The sequence below is a fragment of the Streptomyces sp. A1136 genome, from assembly GCF_004795055.1.
Lineage (GTDB): Bacteria > Actinomycetota > Actinomycetes > Streptomycetales > Streptomycetaceae > Streptomyces.
Window position 1 is genome coordinate 1 of record NZ_SSBJ01000010.1, and the last position, 17,031, is coordinate 17,031.

The 17,031-nt window shown below is 71.6% G+C and carries 17 protein-coding genes, 1 tRNA gene and 1 pseudogene; 14 read left to right on the forward strand and 5 right to left on the reverse strand.

Going from position 1 to position 17,031, the window contains the following annotated elements; genetic code table 11:
* The first annotated feature begins 51 nt into the window (after nt 1-51).
* Nucleotides 52-124 (forward strand) — tRNA-Glu (locus E6R62_RS11800).
* 159 nt (nt 125-283) lie between these two features.
* On the opposite strand, the gene ndgR is transcribed toward E6R62_RS11800, so the two are convergent.
* On the reverse strand, nt 284-1,000 hold the full coding sequence (gene ndgR, locus E6R62_RS11805; protein WP_136213317.1) for an IclR family transcriptional regulator NdgR: 717 nt from the start codon (nt 998-1,000) through the stop codon (nt 284-286).
* Nucleotides 1,001-1,185: 185 nt separating this feature from the next.
* Between ndgR and leuC the strand changes: the two genes are divergently transcribed.
* The 4 genes from leuC (at nt 1,186) to E6R62_RS11825 (ending at nt 4,391) form a co-directional block, all read left to right on the forward strand.
* A complete protein-coding gene (gene leuC, locus E6R62_RS11810) occupies nt 1,186-2,610 on the forward strand; it encodes a 3-isopropylmalate dehydratase large subunit (protein WP_136213318.1) in 1,425 nt (474 codons plus the stop codon).
* 3 nt (nt 2,611-2,613) lie between these two features.
* Nucleotides 2,614-3,207: a 3-isopropylmalate dehydratase small subunit gene (gene leuD / locus E6R62_RS11815; protein WP_136213319.1), complete on the forward strand. Its 594-nt coding sequence runs from the start codon at nt 2,614-2,616 to the stop codon at nt 3,205-3,207.
* A 137-nt stretch (nt 3,208-3,344) separates the two neighbouring features.
* Complete coding sequence (locus tag E6R62_RS11820) at nt 3,345-3,572, forward strand: hypothetical protein (protein WP_136213320.1); 228 nt, start codon at nt 3,345-3,347, stop codon at nt 3,570-3,572.
* Nucleotides 3,573-3,716: 144 nt separating this feature from the next.
* Nucleotides 3,717-4,391 (forward strand): HU family DNA-binding protein, encoded by a 675-nt coding sequence (locus tag E6R62_RS11825; RefSeq protein WP_136213321.1) that lies wholly within the window; start codon nt 3,717-3,719, stop codon nt 4,389-4,391.
* 396 nt (nt 4,392-4,787) lie between these two features.
* On the opposite strand, the pseudogene cofC reads toward E6R62_RS11825, so the two are convergent.
* A pseudogene (gene cofC / locus E6R62_RS11830) lies at nt 4,788-5,411 on the reverse strand (2-phospho-L-lactate guanylyltransferase); the annotation flags it as partial.
* A 218-nt stretch (nt 5,412-5,629) separates the two neighbouring features.
* Between cofC and E6R62_RS11835 the strand changes: the two are divergent.
* From E6R62_RS11835 to E6R62_RS11845, 3 genes are read left to right on the forward strand one after another with little or no spacing between them, the layout of a single operon-like run.
* Entirely contained in the window at nt 5,630-6,382 is a 753-nt protein-coding gene (locus tag E6R62_RS11835) for a 1-acyl-sn-glycerol-3-phosphate acyltransferase (protein WP_136213323.1), read from the forward strand.
* Nucleotides 6,379-7,389 carry an NAD(P)H-dependent glycerol-3-phosphate dehydrogenase gene (locus tag E6R62_RS11840; protein ID WP_136213324.1) on the forward strand — a complete coding sequence of 337 codons (1,011 nt, stop codon included), beginning with the start codon at nt 6,379-6,381 and terminating at the stop codon, nt 7,387-7,389. Before E6R62_RS11835 ends, E6R62_RS11840 begins: the two co-directional genes overlap by 4 nt.
* 39 nt (nt 7,390-7,428) lie before the next feature.
* Nucleotides 7,429-8,583 (forward strand): D-alanine--D-alanine ligase family protein, encoded by a 1,155-nt coding sequence (locus E6R62_RS11845; protein ID WP_136213325.1) that lies wholly within the window; start codon nt 7,429-7,431, stop codon nt 8,581-8,583.
* Nucleotides 8,584-8,694: 111 nt separating this feature from the next.
* Here E6R62_RS11845 and E6R62_RS11850 read toward each other — a convergent pair whose 3' ends face one another.
* Both E6R62_RS11850 and E6R62_RS11855 read right to left on the reverse strand, forming a co-directional pair.
* Complete coding sequence (locus tag E6R62_RS11850; protein ID WP_136213326.1) at nt 8,695-9,195, reverse strand: DUF3515 domain-containing protein; 501 nt, start codon at nt 9,193-9,195, stop codon at nt 8,695-8,697.
* Between the two features lie 22 nt (nt 9,196-9,217).
* Nucleotides 9,218-9,451 (reverse strand): Lrp/AsnC family transcriptional regulator, encoded by a 234-nt coding sequence (locus tag E6R62_RS11855; RefSeq protein WP_136213327.1) that lies wholly within the window; start codon nt 9,449-9,451, stop codon nt 9,218-9,220.
* 245 nt (nt 9,452-9,696) lie between these two features.
* On the opposite strand from E6R62_RS11855, the gene E6R62_RS11860 reads away from it, so the two are divergent.
* Together E6R62_RS11860 and thiD are read left to right on the forward strand one after the other, a co-directional pair.
* Entirely contained in the window at nt 9,697-10,680 is a 984-nt protein-coding gene (locus tag E6R62_RS11860) for a thiamine-phosphate kinase (protein ID WP_136213328.1), read from the forward strand.
* Nucleotides 10,677-11,480: a bifunctional hydroxymethylpyrimidine kinase/phosphomethylpyrimidine kinase gene (gene thiD / locus E6R62_RS11865; RefSeq protein ID WP_136213329.1), complete on the forward strand. Its 804-nt coding sequence runs from the start codon at nt 10,677-10,679 to the stop codon at nt 11,478-11,480. Before E6R62_RS11860 ends, thiD begins: the two co-directional genes overlap by 4 nt.
* Nucleotides 11,481-11,586: 106 nt before the next feature.
* Here the strand turns inward: thiD and rpmB are convergent, their stop codons facing one another.
* Nucleotides 11,587-11,772 carry a 50S ribosomal protein L28 gene (gene rpmB / locus E6R62_RS11870; RefSeq protein ID WP_007266795.1) on the reverse strand — a complete coding sequence of 62 codons (186 nt, stop codon included), beginning with the start codon at nt 11,770-11,772 and terminating at the stop codon, nt 11,587-11,589.
* A 230-nt stretch (nt 11,773-12,002) separates the two neighbouring features.
* Between rpmB and E6R62_RS11875 the strand changes: the two genes are divergently transcribed.
* The 4 genes from E6R62_RS11875 (at nt 12,003) to coaD (ending at nt 17,026) form a co-directional block, all read left to right on the forward strand.
* Nucleotides 12,003-13,640, forward strand: coding sequence for a DAK2 domain-containing protein (locus E6R62_RS11875; RefSeq protein WP_136213330.1), 1,638 nt, complete (start codon nt 12,003-12,005; stop codon nt 13,638-13,640).
* 26 nt (nt 13,641-13,666) lie between these two features.
* Nucleotides 13,667-15,868, forward strand: coding sequence for an ATP-dependent DNA helicase RecG (gene recG / locus E6R62_RS11880; protein WP_206308710.1), 2,202 nt, complete (start codon nt 13,667-13,669; stop codon nt 15,866-15,868).
* Between the two features lie 70 nt (nt 15,869-15,938).
* On the forward strand, nt 15,939-16,517 hold the full coding sequence (gene rsmD, locus E6R62_RS11885; protein ID WP_136213331.1) for a 16S rRNA (guanine(966)-N(2))-methyltransferase RsmD: 579 nt from the start codon (nt 15,939-15,941) through the stop codon (nt 16,515-16,517).
* A gap of 29 nt (nt 16,518-16,546) precedes the next feature.
* Nucleotides 16,547-17,026, forward strand: coding sequence for a pantetheine-phosphate adenylyltransferase (gene coaD / locus E6R62_RS11890; RefSeq protein WP_206308711.1), 480 nt, complete (start codon nt 16,547-16,549; stop codon nt 17,024-17,026).
* The last annotated feature ends 5 nt before the right edge of the window (nt 17,027-17,031 follow it).

The following is a 17,031-nucleotide window of genomic DNA, read 5'->3' on the forward strand; positions in this document are numbered from 1 at the left end:
TAGGTTCGAGTCCTGGTAGCCCAGCGCAGTGCAGCAGTAACGCAGTGCTTTGCCCCCGTTGTGTAGCGGCCTAGCACGCCGCCCTCTCAAGGCGGTAGCGCCGGTTCGAATCCGGTCGGGGGTACAGGAGAAGAGGCCCTCCGCGATCATCGCGGGGGGCCTCTTCGTCATGTCCGGCGCGGGAACGGGGCATAAGTGCGGGCCCGGAGGCGCGTGTCAGGACGTGTGCGGCGTCGTACGCGCCCCCGGGCCCGGAGAGGGACGGGGAAAAAGGGAGGCCGGGTCAGCCGGAGCGGCGCAGGGCCTCGGTGAGCCGGCCGGCGGCGTCGATGACCGCCTGGGCGTGCATCCGCCCGGGGTGCCGGGTCAGGCGCTCGATCGGGCCCGAGACCGACACGGCGGCCACGACCCGGTTCGACGGGCCGCGCACCGGCGCCGAGACGGAGGCCACGCCGGGCTCCCGCTCGCCGATCGACTGGGCCCAGCCGCGGCGTCGTACGCCGGACAGGGCCGTCGCCGTGAACCGCGCGCCCTGAAGGCCGCGGTGGAGCCGCTCGGGCTCCTCCCAGGCCATCAGGATCTGCGCGGCCGAACCGGCCTTCATCGGGAGCGTGGAGCCCACGGGGACGGTGTCCCGCAGGCCCGACAGCCGCTCGGCCGCCGCCACGCAGATGCGCATGTCGCCCTGACGCCGGTAGAGCTGCGCGCTCTCGCCCGTCACGTCGCGGAGGTGGGTGAGCACCGGTCCGGCCGTGGCCAGCAGGCGGTCCTCGCCGGCCGCGGCGGCAAGCTCTGCCAACCGCGGACCGAGGATGAACCGGCCCTGCATGTCCCTCGCCACCATCCGGTGGTGTTCCAGTGCCACGGCAAGGCGATGTGCCGTGGGTCGTGCGAGCCCTGTCGCCGCGACCAGCCCGGCGAGGGTGGCCGGACCGGACTCCAGTGCGCTCAGTACCAGAGCCGCCTTGTCGAGAACGCCGACGCCGCTAGAGTTGTCCATGAAACGATATTCACGTCTCACACTGTGAAACGCAAGTTCAATTTTTCCAAGAACGAGCGAGTCTGTATGTGCGGGTCCACGAACCACTGGGTCCGAGCCGTCGTCCGGGACGTGGGGTACGGGCGATACAGGCGCACAAGATCTCTATGAAGCGCCGGCACAACCGGCCGGCCGGAGGGAAAGCGATGGGTAGGACACTCGCGGAGAAGGTCTGGGACGACCATGTCGTCCGGCGCGCCGAGGGCGAGCCCGATCTCCTCTTCATCGATCTGCACCTGCTGCACGAGGTGACCAGCCCGCAGGCCTTCGAGGGACTGCGTCAGGCCGGCCGCAAGGTCCGTCGCCTGGACCTCACCATCGCGACCGAGGACCACAACACCCCCACCATCGACATCGACAAGCCGATCGCGGACCCGGTCTCCCGGGCGCAGCTGGAGACGCTGCGGCGCAACTGCGCCGAGTTCGGGGTCCGCCTGCACTCGCTGGGCGACGTCGAGCAGGGTGTCGTCCACGTCGTGGGACCGCAGCTGGGACTGACCCAGCCGGGCACCACCGTGGTCTGCGGCGACTCGCACACCTCCACGCACGGCGCCTTCGGCGCGCTGGCCTTCGGTATCGGCACCAGTCAGGTCGAGCACGTGCTGGCGACCCAGACGCTGCCGCTGGCCCGCCCCAAGACGATGGCGATCACCGTCACCGGCGCGCTGGCCGACGGCGTGACCGCCAAGGACCTCATCCTGGCGATCATCGCCCGGATCGGTACCGGCGGCGGCCAGGGCTACATCCTGGAATACCGCGGCGAGGCCATCGAGAAGCTGTCGATGGAAGCCCGCATGACCATCTGCAACATGTCGATCGAGGCCGGCGCCCGCGCGGGCATGATCGCCCCCGACCAGACCACCTTCGACTACCTCCAGGGCCGCGACCACGCGCCCCGGGGCGAGGACTGGGACGCGGCGGTCGCCTACTGGAAGACGCTGCGCACCGACGACGACGCCGTCTTCGACGCCGAGGTCGTCATCGACGGCGCCTCGCTCTCCCCGTTCGTCACCTGGGGCACCAACCCGGGACAGGGCGCGCCGCTGTCCGCGAGCGTCCCCGACCCGGCTTCGTACGAGGACGCTTCGGAGCGCCTCGCCGCCGAAAAGGCCCTGGAGTACATGGGGTTGACGGCCGGACAGCCGCTGCGCGACATCAAGGTCGACACCGTCTTCGTAGGTTCCTGCACCAACGGCCGCATCGAGGACCTGCGCGCCGTCGCCGGCATCATCGAGGGCCGCAAAGTCGCCGACGGCGTACGGATGCTGGTCGTCCCGGGCTCGGTCCGGGTCGCGCTGCAGGCCGTGGAAGAGGGACTGGACAAGGTCTTCAAGGAGGCCGGGGCCGAATGGCGGCACGCGGGCTGCTCGATGTGCCTGGGCATGAACCCCGACCAACTGGCCCCCGGTGAGCGCTCCGCGTCCACCTCCAACCGCAACTTCGAGGGCCGCCAGGGCAAGGGCGGGCGTACCCACCTGGTCTCCCCGCAGGTGGCCGCCGCGACCGCGGTATTGGGCCACCTGGCCTCGCCCGCCGACCTGTCCGACGTCACCGCCCCCGCCGGAGTCTGAATCATGGAAGCTTTCACCACCCACACCGGCCGGGCCGTCCCGCTGCGCCGCAGCAACGTCGACACCGACCAGATCATCCCGGCCCACTGGCTGAAGAAGATCACCCGCGACGGGTTCGAGGACGGCCTGTTCGAGGCCTGGCGCAAGGACCCGGAGTTCGTCACCAACCGTCCGGAGCGCGCCGGCGCGACCGTGCTGGTCGCCGGCCCCGACTTCGGTACCGGCTCCTCGCGCGAGCACGCCGTCTGGGCGCTGCAGAACTTCGGGTTCAAGACCGTCATCTCCTCGCGCTTCGCCGACATCTTCCGCGGCAACTCGCTGAAGAACGGTCTGCTGACCGTCGTCCTGCCGCAGGAGACCGTCGAGCGGCTGTGGCAGCTGACCGAGGCCGACCCCACGGCCGAGATCACCGTCGACCTGGTGGACCGCAAGGTGCGAGCCGAAGGGGTCGAGGCGGAGTTCGAACTCGACGACAACGCCCGCTGGCGTCTGCTGGAGGGGCTGGACGACATCTCGCTCACCCTTCAGAACGAAGCGGACATCGCCACGTACGAAAGCACCCGGCCCACCTTCAAGCCGCGCACGATTCAGCTGTGATTCCGGCCTGATCAGCGCTTATTCGCCCTCGGGTGATCTCGTCGCCCCCACTGTGCCCTCCGCCTCCCGGCGGGGGGCACAGCTGTGTGTTGAGGCCCCGTGAGGCGACAACTCGCCCCAGATGGCACAATCTGTGCATGGAACGCGACAGTCAACTTGAGCTCTACGAAGTGGTCGCGAACCGATTGAAAGAAGCACACGCAAGGGTGCGCACGCTGCAAGTCCCGGAGGGCGTAAGGATGGCGCTGTCCCGGAAGCTGTTGGTCGTCACGGCCGCGGCGAAGCATGATCTCGCCGATGCGGCAAGGCGCCTGGACAGGTTGATGAAGGACCTCGACGAGGGTCGATTCCCTGAAGGCGACTGATGCGAAGGAACTCCGTAACGGCTTACAACGTTGCGGCACTAGGGTGATTAGCCCGTTTCGTGTTTGATTTGCGGTATATATCCGCCTAACGTGCGAAATAAGCTTGAACACATTCGTTCTGGCGAAGTCTCCGAAGGGGAAGACGTGAACAAGGCGCAGCTCGTAGAAGCGATTGCCGACAAGCTCGGCGGCCGCCAGCAGGCCGCCGACGCGGTCGACGCGGTACTGGACGCCATGGTCCGCGCGGTCGTCGCGGGCGACCGGGTCTCGGTCACCGGCTTCGGCTCGTTCGAGAAGGTCGACCGTCCGGCCCGCTACGCCCGTAACCCGCAGACGGGTGAGCGCGTCCGGGTCAAGAAGACCTCGGTTCCCCGGTTCCGTGCGGGCCAGGGCTTCAAGGACCTGGTCAGCGGCACCAAGAAGCTCCCCAAGGGTGGAGAGGTCTCCGTCAAGAAGGCGCCGAAGGGCAGCCTTTCGGGCACCGCGCCGATCACCGCCAAGGCCGTCGGCAAGAAGGCCACCGCGAAGAAGACGGCGGCGAAGTCGACCTCCGCGCGGAAGACGACGACCGCCGCCACCACCAAGAAGGCCGCCGCGAAGAAGACGACCGCGGCCACCAAGAAGACCACCGCCGCGAAGAAGACGGCGGCCGGGTCCTCCACGGCCGCGGCGAAGAAGACCACCGCCAAGAAGGCCACGTCCACGGCCAAGAAGACGGCTCCGGCGGCCAAGAAGACCACCGCGAAGACCACGGCGCCGGCCAAGAAGACGACGGCGCGCAAGACCACCGCGAAGAAGACCACCGCCCGCAAGAAGTAACACGGGCGCGGGTCGCACACGCCGGGCCGGCTTCCCCGCGGCGGGGAAGCCGGCCCGCGGTGCGTTCACGCGGCCGATCCGCGCAGGTGGAGCGCTACGCCGGGACGGTCGACGAGCCCGCCGCCGGAGCGCCCCCGGCCGCGGGCGCCCCGGCCCGGAACCCCCGCGCGGGCGGGGGCGGCGGGGGCGGCGTCAGAACGTCTGCAGGGTGACCAGCGTGATGCGCAGGTCGGTGCCCGCGCCCTCCGTCTCGATCCGCACGCGCTGCCCGGGACGCAGCAGCCGCAGGCCGCCCGCGTCGAACGCCGCGGCCTCGAAGGGCACCGGGGTGCCGTCGTCCAGCAACACACTGCCGCTGCGGGTCTGGGAGTCGTACGTGTACGCGGTCGCCTGCATACCGGCACTGTATCGGGCGGTGTGACGGCCCACCCCGAGGGCGAGGGCCGTGCGCAGATCGGCGCCGGTGTCCACGTCCCGGCGGACGCTGTCGACGCCGGTCAGGCGGATTTCCACCGCCCCGGAAGCCGAATGCCGGGTCCGCGACGGGCCGCCGAACGAGGGCGCCAATTCCACGTCCGGAGCAGCGGAAAGCAAGGTCGTCCCGATTCCCGCCGCGTCCGCCAGAAAAGCGCGCGGAAATACCGAAGCGGTATCGAGCACGCGTAGCAATTCGGGAGGACGCAGTGCGGGCAGGTCCGCGTTCAGCGTGGCCACCGCCGACCCGGGCCGGCCCGACCGTACCGCCCGCGCCCCGTGGGCCAGCGCCGCGTTGAGCCCGGCGCCCGGGGCGTCGGGGACGATCCGGGCGCCCAGCCGCGCCAGTTCCGCCCCCGCCACCGCGTCGTCCGTGACCACCACCACATCCGCCACGGCGGCGCAGGCCAGCGCCCCCGCCACGGTGTCCTGGGCGAAGGCCAGCGCGAGGCCCGGGCGGGAGCCGCCGACGGCCGCGGCGAGCCGGCTCTTGGCCAGCGCCAGCGGTTTCAGCGGGACCACCAGACTCCAGACGGCGTTCGTCACGGCCCCTTCCCTCCGGTGCGCCCCGCACGTGTTCGGGCCGTGGTCGGCTCACGTCCCGGTCGTCAGTCGGCCCATTGTCCCCTCCGCGCGGACACGGGTGGGTCCGGCGGCCCGCGTGGGGCGTACGGTGTTCTCGACAGAGACCGGACCCGGGGCGACACTTGTCCGGCCCACGAGGTGCCCGCACCCGCGCCCCGGTCCTAGAGGAAGGTGTCCGAGTGTCCCGCCGCAGAATCGGCTTCTGGTACCGCCTGGCGGCGGTCATCGCGAAACCGCCGCTGGTAGTGCTCTTCAAGCGGGACTGGCGGGGAATGGAGCACATTCCGGCCGACGGTGGTTTCATCACCGCCGTCAATCACAACTCGTACCTGGACCCGCTGTCGTACGCGCACTTCCAGTACAACACCGGCCGGGTGCCGCGGCTGCTCGCGAAGGCCGGCCTTTTCAAGGTGCCTTTCGTCGGCATGATCCTGCGCGGTTCGGGACAGATCCCCGTCTACCGGGAGACCACCAACGCGTTGGACGCGTTCCGCGCGGCCGTCGCCGCCATCGAGCGCGGGGAATGCGTGGCCTTTTACCCGGAGGGCACCCTCACCCGTGACCCCGGGATGTGGCCCATGGCCGGCAAGACCGGCGTGGCCAGGGTGGCCCTGGTCACCAAGGCGCCCGTCATTCCGGTGGCCCAATGGGGCGCGAACCACGTGATGCCGCCCTACGCCAAGGAGAACAAGGTCAGCCTGTTCCCCCGCAAGACCCTGCAGGTACTGGCCGGACCGCCCGTGGACCTCTCCGAGTTCTACGACCGGGAACCCACTCCCGACGTGCTCAAGGCGGCCACCGAGACCATCATGGCGGCCGTCACCGGGCTGCTGGAGGAGTTGCGCGGGGAGAAGGCGCCCGAGCAGCCGTACGACCACCGCAAGGCCAGGGCGGAACAGCGGCGCAAGGCCGCGGGGGAGGGCATGAAGTGACACGTCCCGTGAAGGCGGCCGTCTACGGAACCGGCTCCTGGGGCACGGCGTTCGCCATGGTCCTCGCCGACGCCGGCTGCGAGGTGACCCTCTGGGGCCGCCGCAAGGAACTGGCCGACGCCGTCAACACCGGCCGGACCAACCCGGACTACCTGCCCGGCGTCGAACTCCCCGCGAGCATCCGGGCCACCACCGACGCGGCCGAGGCGGCGGAGGGCGCCGACTTCACGGTCCTCGCCATCCCGTCCCAGACCCTGCGCGGCAACCTGGCCGCGTGGACGCCGCTGCTGGCCCCCGACACCGTGCTCGTCTCCCTGATGAAGGGCATCGAACTCGGCACCGCCAAGCGGATGAGCGAGGTCATCGCGGAGGTCGCGGACGTCCCGGCCGAGCGCGTCGCCGTCGTCACCGGCCCCAACCTGGCCCGCGAGATCGCCGCCCGCCAACCCGCCGCGTCCGTGGTCGCCTGCGTGGACGAAGGCGTCGCCCGGCGCCTCCAGACCGCCTGCCACACGCCCTACTTCCGCCCGTACACCAACACCGACGTGGTGGGCTGCGAGCTCGGCGGCGCCGTCAAGAACGTCATCGGCCTCGCCGTCGGCATCGCGGACGGCATGGGCCTGGGGGACAACACCAAGGGTTCGCTCATCACCCGCGGCCTCGCCGAGACGACCCGCCTCGGCCTCGCGATGGGCGCGGACCCGCTCACCTTCTCCGGCCTCGCCGGGCTCGGCGACCTCGTCGCCACCTGCTCCTCGCCGCTCTCCCGGAACCACACCTTCGGCACCAACCTCGGCCGCGGGATGACCCTGGAGGAGACCATCGCCGTCACCAAGCAGACGGCGGAAGGGGTCAAGTCCTGCCAGTCCGTGGCAGATCTGGCCCACCGGCACGGAGTGGACATGCCGATCACCGAGACGGTCGTCGACATCGTGCACCACGGCAAGCCCACGTTGGTCGCATTGAAGGAACTGATGAGCCGCAGCGCCAAACCGGAACGGCGCTGAGTCCTTTCCGCACGTTCGAGCGGGTACTCTCGTGGCGATATGAGCAGCGAGAACCTTCCCCAGACCCCTGAGCAGCAGGGCCGCAAGCCCCGCGTGGCCGTCGTGTTCGGCGGCCGCAGCTCGGAACACGGCATTTCGGTCGTCACCGCGGGCGCCGTGTTGCGCTCCATCGACCGGTCCAAGTACGAGGTGCTGCCCATCGGCATCACCACGGACGGCCGGTGGGCGCTGACCGCCGACGAACCCTCGCGGATGGCCATCTCCGACCGGAAACTCCCGGACGTGGACGAGCTGGCGGACTCCGAGGACGGCGCCGTCGTACTCTCCGTCGACCCCGCCCACCGCGAGGTCGTCTACACCGAGCCGGGCACCGTCCCCAAGGCCCTGGGCGAGGTCGACGTCGTCTTCCCCGTGCTGCACGGCCCGTACGGTGAGGACGGCACGCTCCAGGGGCTCCTGGAACTCGCCGGCGTCCCGTACGTCGGCTCCGGTGTCCTCGCCTCGGCCGTCGGCCAGGACAAGGACTACATGAAGCGGGTGTTCACCTCCTTCGGGCTCAAGGTCGGCCCGTACGTGACCATCCGCCCCCGCGAGTGGTCCGACCCGGACGCCGCCCGCGGGAAGATCCTGGACTTCGCCGCCGAACACGGCTGGCCGCTGTTCGTCAAGCCCGCCCGGGCCGGCTCCTCCATCGGCATCACCAAGGTCGACGACGCCTCCGCGCTCGACGCCGCCGTCGCGGAGGCCCAGCGCCACGACCCGAAGATCATCGTGGAGGCGCTGCTGCGCGGCCGCGAGATCGAGTGCGGCGTGCTGGAATTCGAGGACGGGCCGCGCGCGAGCGCCCCGGCCGAGATCCCGCCGGTGTCCAGCCACGACTTCTACGACTTCGAGGCGAAGTACATCGACTCCGCCTCCGGGCTGGTGCCCGCCCCGCTCACCCCCGAGCAGACCGCCGAGGTGCAGCGGCTCGCGATCGAGGCGTTCGAGGCCGCGTCCTGCGAGGGCCTGGTGCGCGCCGACTTCTTCCTCACCGAGGACGGCACCTTCGTCATCAACGAGATCAACACCATGCCGGGCTTCACCCCCATCTCCATGTACCCGCGCATGTGGCAGGAGTCGGGCGTCGAGTACCCGGAACTGGTCGACCTCCTGATCCAGGCGGCGCTGCGCCGGTCCACCGGACTGCGCTGAGCCCCGGGCGCCGTACGCGCGAAAGGACCGCCCGCCGGATCTCCGGCGGGCGGTCCTCGTGGGAACGGGGGCGGAGGCGGCCCCGGGCCCGGAAACGGGCCGGGCGGGGACTCAGTAGGAGGAGATGCCCTCGGGAACGGCCTTGGCGACCGCCGCGGAGAGCCCGACCAGCATCTGCGCGTCGGTGGCGTGCTCCTTGTCCACCCGGACCTCGGTGTACGCCAGCCGCAGCCCGGTCGTGAACCGGTAGCCGCCGCCCTCGCCGTCGGGCACCTTCTCCACCAGCCAGCCCACTCCGTCGACCTCGACCCCGTCCTGGTTCGGATCGGCCATCTTCGGGGGTTTGGGGATGCCGCACCGCAGTACGATCGCCGAGCCGCCCCAAGCGGCGGTCAGCGGCGACTCGGGTGTGGTGCCGGTCCGCGCCAGGCCGGCCACCGTGTCCGGGAGCTCCTTGTGCAGTGCGGCACAGAGCCCCGCGACATCGGCGGGCGGCGTGGGCGGTGGGTCCAGCCGGGCCCGGGAACCGTCCGGGGCGCAGCCCGCGAGGGCCAGCAGGGCGGAGCAGGCAGGCAGGGCCAGGAGACGCAGCGGCCGGCGGTGGTCAGACATCACCGGCCAAGACTAGACGGGGCTACAGATGGACCACCGGGCAGGTCAAGGTGCGGGTGATCCCCTCCACCTGCTGGACCTTGGCGACCACCATGCGCCCGAGATCGTCGACGGTGTCGGCCTGGGCGCGCACGATCACGTCGTACGGGCCCGTCACGTCCTCGGCTTGGATCACCCCCGGGATCTTGCCGATGGACTCGGCGACGAACGACGCCTTGCCCACCTCGGTCTGGATGAGGATGTACGCCTGTACCACGGAACCTCCAGGGCGGCCACGAGGAGCATTTCCCCTAACCTTCGGTTGGGCCCGGGAATTGCGGGTGGGCCCGGTGAGGAAGGGACGCCACGGTACCGCGTCGCCGAGCGCCGCGGGGAGACCCGCGAGCCCGGCACCGCGCTCGGCGGGGCGCACGCAGAGCAGAAGTTGACGTATCTGTTGACGGTACCCAGAGCTGTGACGGCTCGCGACCGCAAGCGGACTGGGCAAGAAGGGGCACAGCGATGAAGGGCACTGTGGGCGAGCTGGGGGAGTTCGGGCTCATTCGGGAGCTCACCTCACGGCTCACCACCACCCCGGCGGTCCGGCTCGGACCCGGGGACGACGCGGCGGTGGTCTCGGCCCCCGACCGGCGGGTCGTGGCGAGCACGGACATCCTGCTGGAGGGCCGGCACTTCCGGCGCGACTGGTCCACGGCCTACGACGTCGGCCGCAAGGCCGCCGCCCAGAACCTCGCCGACATCGCCGCCATGGGCGCGGTGCCGACCGCGCTCCTGCTCGGCCTCGTCGTACCGGCGGAACTGCCGGTGACCTGGCCCACCGAGCTGATGGACGGCATCCGCGACGAGTGCCAGGTCGCCGGCGCGGCCGTGGTCGGCGGTGACGTCGTACGCGGCGACACCATCACCGTGGCGATCACCGCCCTCGGCGACCTGCGCAACCACGAACCGGTCCTTCGCTCCGGCGCGATGCCCGGCGACGTGGTCGCCGTCACCGGCTGGCTGGGCTGGTCCGCTGCCGGATTCGCCGTCCTCTCGCGCGGATTCCGCTCCCCGCGGGCCTTCGTGGAGGCCCACCGCCGCCCCGAGCCGCCCTACCACGCGGGCCCCGCCGCCGCCGGACTCGGGGCCACCGCGATGACCGACGTCAGTGACGGCCTGGTCGCCGACCTCGGGCACATCGCCGAGGCCAGCAAGGTGCGGATCGACCTGCGCTCGGCGGCCGTCGACATCCCCAGCCAGATGTACGACATCGGCCAGGCCGTCGGCGTCGACCCGCTCCAGTGGGTGCTCACCGGCGGCGAGGACCACGCCATCGTGGCGACCTTCCCGCCCGACGTGAAGCTGCCCGCCCGCTGGAAGGTCATCGGCGAGGTGCAGAACCGCTCCGCGCTGCCCCAGGTGACCGTCGACGGCGCCCCCTGGACCAGTACCGGCGGCTGGGACCACTTCGGCGCCGACCCGGCCGCCGAGGAGCCCACGCGGTGAACCGTCCGCCGCTGTGCCTGACCGTCGCCGGCTCGGACTCCGGGGGCGGCGCCGGCATCCAGGCGGACCTCAAGACGATGCTGGCGCTCGGCGTGCACGGCATGAGCGTCGTGACGGCCGTGACCGCCCAGAACTCGCTCGGCGTGCGGGGAGCCTGGGAGCTGCCCGCCGAGGCCGTCCGGGCCCAGTACCGGGCCGTGGTGGACGACATCGGGGTGCAGGCCGTCAAAACCGGGATGCTGTCCTCGGCCGTGCTCGTGGAGACGGTCGCCGAACTCCTCGCGGACACCGCGGCCCCGGCGGTCGTGGACCCCGTGGGCGTCTCCAAGCACGGCGACGCGCTGCTCGCCGCGTCCGCGCTGGACGCCGTACGCACGCGGTTGCTCCCCCGGGCCACGGTGGCGACGCCCAACCTCGACGAGGTGGCGCAGCTCACCGGCATCGAGGTCGGGAGCGAGGACGACATGCGGCGGGCCGCGGACGCCGTCCTCGGCTTCGGGCCGCGCTGGGCCCTGATCAAGGGCGGCCACCTGGCGGCGCACGGCGGCGAAGCGGTGGACCTGCTGACCGACGGCGCCGCGGAACACTGGCTGCGCGCGCCCCGCCACGACAACCGGCACACCCACGGCACGGGGTGCACCCTGGCCTCCGCCATCGCGGCGGGCCTGGCTCAGGGGGCGGACGTGCCCGAAGCCGTCACGGCGGCCAAGGAGTACGTCACCGGCGCCATCGCGGCCGGGTTCGCGCTCGGCGCCGGCATCGGGCCCGTGGACCACGCCTGGCGGTGGAGGTCCCGGTAACGGCCGCCGGGGGCGGAAAGGCGAGAGGAATGACAAAAGGCCGGTCCACCAGGTGGACCGGCCTTTTTGGCAACCGGAAAGGGCTGCGCTACGACGACGGGAGGCGTCAGCGCGAGACCTTGCCGGCCTTGATGCACGAGGTGCAGGCGTTGAGGCGCTTCGGCGTCCCATTGACCACGGCACGGACGCGCTGGATGTTCGGGTTCCAGCGACGCGAGGTGCGGCGGTGCGAGTGGGAGATGTTGTTGCCGAAGCTCGGCCCCTTGGCGCAAACGTCGCAGTTGGCAGCCACAGGTCACTCCAAAGACTTCAGATGCACTTACAGTGAATCCGGCGCACCGGAATCAGAGATCCGAAGTGGTTTGCCGGGGGAAATGGCCCGACTCTCATCGGGCAACCGGAGCAGCATACAACGACTGCGCCCGTCCAAGAAAACTACCATGGGCTCCGCCGCACCCGCCTCGGGCGGCCTGCCTTCGTTACCCTGCGGTGAACCCTGGCCCGCACAAGGAGGAACGCCCGGTGCCGCACGAGCATCAGCCGCACACGCTCGACGCCGAAGCGGTGCGCACCTGGAGTTCGCTGGCCCTGGCCGCCCTGGACCGGGCCCGCGAGGACATCGACGCCATCAACGTCTACCCCGTCGCCGACGCCGACACCGGCACCAACCTCTTCCTCACCGCCGAGTCCGCCGACCGCGAGCTGGCCGCGGCCTTCGAGGACGTGACGCGGGACACGGCCGCCCCCTCGCTCCCCGAAGCCGTACGCGCCTACGCGCACGGCGCGCTCATAGGCGCCCGGGGCAACTCCGGGACGATCCTCGCGCAACTGCTGCGCGGGGTGGCCGACGTGCTGGGCACCGAACCCGGTGCGCGGGCACCCGGGCCCATGCTCGCCGAGGCCCTGGCCCGGGCCGCGGAAGAGGCCTACCAGGCGGTCGCGCACCCCGTCGAGGGCACGATGCTCACCGTCGCCACCGCCGCGGCGCGGGCCGCGGGGACCGTGGCGGGGACCGCGGCAGACGTCGCCCGCGCCGCCTACGACGGGGCCCGCGCGGCGCTCGCCGAGACCCCCGGACAGCTGGCCGCGCTGGGCCGGGCCGGAGTGGTCGACGCGGGTGGGTGCGGGGTGGTCGCCGTACTCGGGGCGCTGTGGCAGGCACTGTCCGGCCAGGAGCCCGCCCCGGAGCCGGTGCGGGGCCGGGCCGTGCCCGTACCGAGGCCGTCGCGGCCCTGTGACGCGCACGACCTCGGTGGCCCCGCCTACGAGGTGATCTACCTGCTGGAAGCCTCCGAGGCCGCCGTGGAGACCCTGCGGGCCCGCCTCGACGGCCTGGGGGACTCGCTGGTGGTGGTCGGCGGCGGCGATCTCTGGAACGTCCACGTGCACGTCGACGACCCCGGGGCGGCCGTGGAGGCCGGCGTGGTGGCCGGGCGGCCCTACCGCATCCGCATCACCCACTTCGGCGACGAGCGGCGCCGCGCGCGGGGCGAGCGCGTCCAGCGGGCCGTGGTCGCCGTGGTCCCCGGCGAGGGGCTGGCCGGCCTGTGCGGGGACGCGGGCGCGACCACCGTCCTCGCCCGGCCCGGGGAGGCGCCGGCGGTCGCCGAACTGGTCGACGCGATCCGTCGGGCCCACGCCCGCGAGGTGGTGGTGCTGCCGGGCGGCACCGAGTCGCGGGCCGCGGCCGCCGCGGCCGCCGAGGCGGCCCGGGGCGACGGCGTGCGGGTGGCCGTGATACCCACCCGCTCGGCCGTCCAGGGCCTGGCCGCACTCGCCGTGCATGACCCGGACGCCACCTTCGACGAGGACGTGGTGGCCATGACCGCCGCCGCGGGCGCGACCCGGTACGGGGAACTGGCGGTCGCCGAACGGCAGTCCTTCACCTCCGCCGGCATCTGCCAGGCCGGGGACGTGCTCGGCCTCATCGACGGGGACGTCGCCGTCATCGGGTCCGGTCTGCCCGAGACCGCGGAGGCCGTCCTGGCGCGGATGCTGGGCTCCGGCGGCGAACTCGTCACCCTCGTCCTCGGACCGGACGTCCCCGACGCGGTCGCCGCCCGCCTGGAGGCCTACGTCCAGCACGGTCACCTCGCCGTCGACACCGTCACCTACCGCGGTGGCCGCTACTCGGCGCCGCTGCTCATCGGGGTCGAATAGCCGCGTTGTCGGCGCCATGGTGTGCAATGGAACACGTGCCCGCGCTCGACGAAGACCTCAAGAAGACGCTCGGCCCCGCCACCGCCAAGGTGCTGGCCGAGCAGCTCGGCCTGCACACGGCCCTGGACCTGCTCCACCACTACCCGCGGCGGTACGCGGAGCGCGGCGAACTCACGCCCCTCGCGGACCTCGCCGACCAGATCGACGAGCACGTGACGGTCGTCGCCCAGGTGGCGGACGCGAGACTCCTCACCTACCAGGGCAGCCGGGGCGGGGGGAAGCGCCTCGAAGTCACCATCACCGACGGCAGCGGCCGGCTCCAGTTGGTCTTCTTCGGCTCGGGCGTCCACAAGCCGCACAAGGACCTGCTGCCAGGCAGCCGCGCCATGTTCGCGGGCAAGGTCTCCAAGTTCAACCACAAGCTCCAGCTCGCCCACCCCGCCTACGAGCCGCTCGGCCGGGACGCGGAGGACACCGGCGACGCGGCGGCCGCCTTCGCCGGCCGGCTGATCCCGATCTACCCGGCCTGCAAGCAGATGGAGTCCTGGAAGATCGCCAAATGCGTGGACGCGGTGCTGCCCGGCGCCCGGGAGGCCCTGGACCCCCTGCCTCCGGCGCTGCGCGAGGGACGGGGTCTGATCCCCCTCCCCGAGGCGCTGCTGAAGATCCACCGGCCGGGCACCAAGGCCGACATCGAGGACGCCCGCCGGCGCCTGAAGTGGGACGAGGCGTTCGTCCTCCAAGTCGCCCTGGCCCGCCGCCGGCACGCCGACTCCCAGCTCCCGGCCGTCCCCCGCCGACCCGCCCCGGGAGGCCTGCTCGACGCCTTCGACGCGAAGCTGCCCTTCACCCTCACCGAGGGCCAGCAGACCGTCTCGAAGGAGATCTTCGACGACCTCGCCACCGAACACCCCATGCACCGTCTGCTCCAGGGCGAGGTCGGCTCCGGCAAGACGCTGGTCGCGCTGCGGGCCATGCTCGCCGTCGTGGACTGCGGAGGGCAGGCGGCGATGCTCGCGCCCACCGAGGTGCTCGCCCAACAGCACCACCGCTCCGTCACCGAGATGATGGGCGAGCTCGCGGAGGGCGGGATGCTCGGCGGCTCCGACCGGGGAACCAAGGTCGTACTGCTCACGGGCTCCATGGGAGTGCCCGCGCGGCGCCGGGCGCTCCTCGACCTCGTCACCGGAGAGGCCGGCATCGTCATCGGCACGCACGCCCTGATCGAGGACAAGGTGCGCTTCCAGGACCTCGGCCTGGTCGTGGTCGACGAGCAGCACCGCTTCGGCGTCGAACAGCGTGACGCCCTGAGGTCCAAGGGCAAGCAGCCGCCCCACCTGCTGGTCATGACGGCGACCCCGATCCCGCGCACCGTCGCCATGACCGTCTTCGGCGACCTGGAGACCTCCGTCCTCGACCAGTTGCCCGCCGGGCGCTCCCCGATCGCCACGCACGTGGTGCCGGCCAAGGACAAGCCGCACTTCCTCGCCCGCGCCTGGGAGCGGGTCCGCGAGGAGGTCGAGAACGGCCACCAGGCGTATGTCGTCTGCCCCCGCATCGGTGACGGGGAGGACGACCCCAAGAAGAAGTCCGCCGAGGACGAGAGCGAGAAGCGGCCCCCGCTGGCCGTCCTGGAGATCGCAGAGCAGTTGGTCGCGGGGCCGCTCGCCGGGCTGTCGGTCGAAGTGCTGCACGGCCGGATGGACCCCGCCGAAAAGGACGACGTGATGCGCCGCTTCGCCGCGGGCGAGGTCAAGGTGCTCGTCGCCACCACCGTCATCGAGGTGGGTGTGAATGTCCCGAACTCCACCGTGATGGTGATCATGGACGCCGACCGGTTCGGCGTCTCGCAGCTCCACCAGTTGCGCGGGCGCGTCGGCCGCGGCTCCGCACCCGGGCTGTGCCTGCTGGTCAGCGAGATGCACGAGGCCAGCCCCGCCCGGGCCCGGCTCGCCGCCGTCGCCGCCACCCTCGACGGTTTCGAGCTGTCCCGGATCGACCTGGAGCAGCGCCGCGAGGGCGACGTCCTGGGCCAGGCCCAGTCGGGCGTGCGGTCCTCGCTGCGGATGCTCGCGGTCATCGAGGACGAGGAGGTCATCGCCGACGCCCGCGAGGAGGCCACCCGCGTGGTCGCCGAGGACCCCGAACTGACCCGGCTGCCGGGCCTGCGCGACGCCCTGGACGCCCTGCTGGACACCGAGCGCGAGCAGTACCTGGAGAAGGGCTGACCGGTACGACATATCGTTGGAGCCCGCGAGCACCCCGAGCACCCCGCCCTCCCCACCCCGAAGGACCCAGATGACCCGCGTGATCGCCGGCAGCGCCGGCGGGCGACGGCTGACCGTGCCGCCCGGCACCGGCACCCGCCCGACCTCGGACCGGATGCGCGAAGGGCTCTTCTCCACCTGGGAGTCCCTGCACGGCGTCCAGGGGTCCCGTGTGCTGGACCTGTACGCGGGCTCCGGCGCGGTCGGCCTGGAGGCGCTCTCGCGCGGCGCGGACCACGCCCTGTTGGTCGAGCCCGACGCGAAGGCCGCCAAGGCGATCCGCGACAACATCAAGGCGGTCGGCCTGCCGGGCGCCGACTTCCGGGCCGGCAAGGCCGAGCAGATCGTCGCGGCGGCCGCCCACACGGAGCCCTACGACATCGTCTTCCTCGACCCGCCCTACGCCGTCGGGCACGACGATCTTCGGGAGATCCTGCTCACACTCCGGTCCAACGGCTGGCTCACGGACGACGCACTGGTCACCGTGGAACGCAGCACCAGGAGCGGTGCCTTCCCCTGGCCCGACGGGTTCGAGCCGCTCCGGTCGCGGAAGTACGGCGAGGGCACCCTTTGGTACGGTCGCGCCGCCTTCACCAGCGAAGAATCATGATGCCCGCACCGGAGAGCGAGGGAGCTCACTTGCGCCGCGCCGTCTGTCCCGGGTCCTTCGACCCCATCACCAACGGACACCTCGACATCATCGGCCGGGCCTCCCGGCTCTACGACGTCGTGCATGTCGCCGTGATGATCAACCAGTCCAAGAAGGGACTGTTCACCGTCGAGGAGCGGATCGAGCTGATCCGCGAGGCGACGGCCGACTACGGGAACGTCCAGGTCGAGTCCTTCCACGGGCTGCTCGTCGACTTCTGCAAGCAGCGGGACATCCCGGCGATCGTCAAGGGCCTGCGCGCCGTCAGCGACTTCGACTACGAACTCCAGATGGCCCAGATGAACATGGGCCTGTCGGGCGTCGAAACGCTGTTCGTGCCGACCAACCCCACCTACAGCTTCCTGTCGTCCTCCCTGGTCAAGGAGGTCGCGACCTGGGGCGGTGACGTCGCCCACCTGCTGCCCGCCCACGTCCACGCGGCCCTCCTGGCGCGGCTCGCCGAACGCTGACCGCC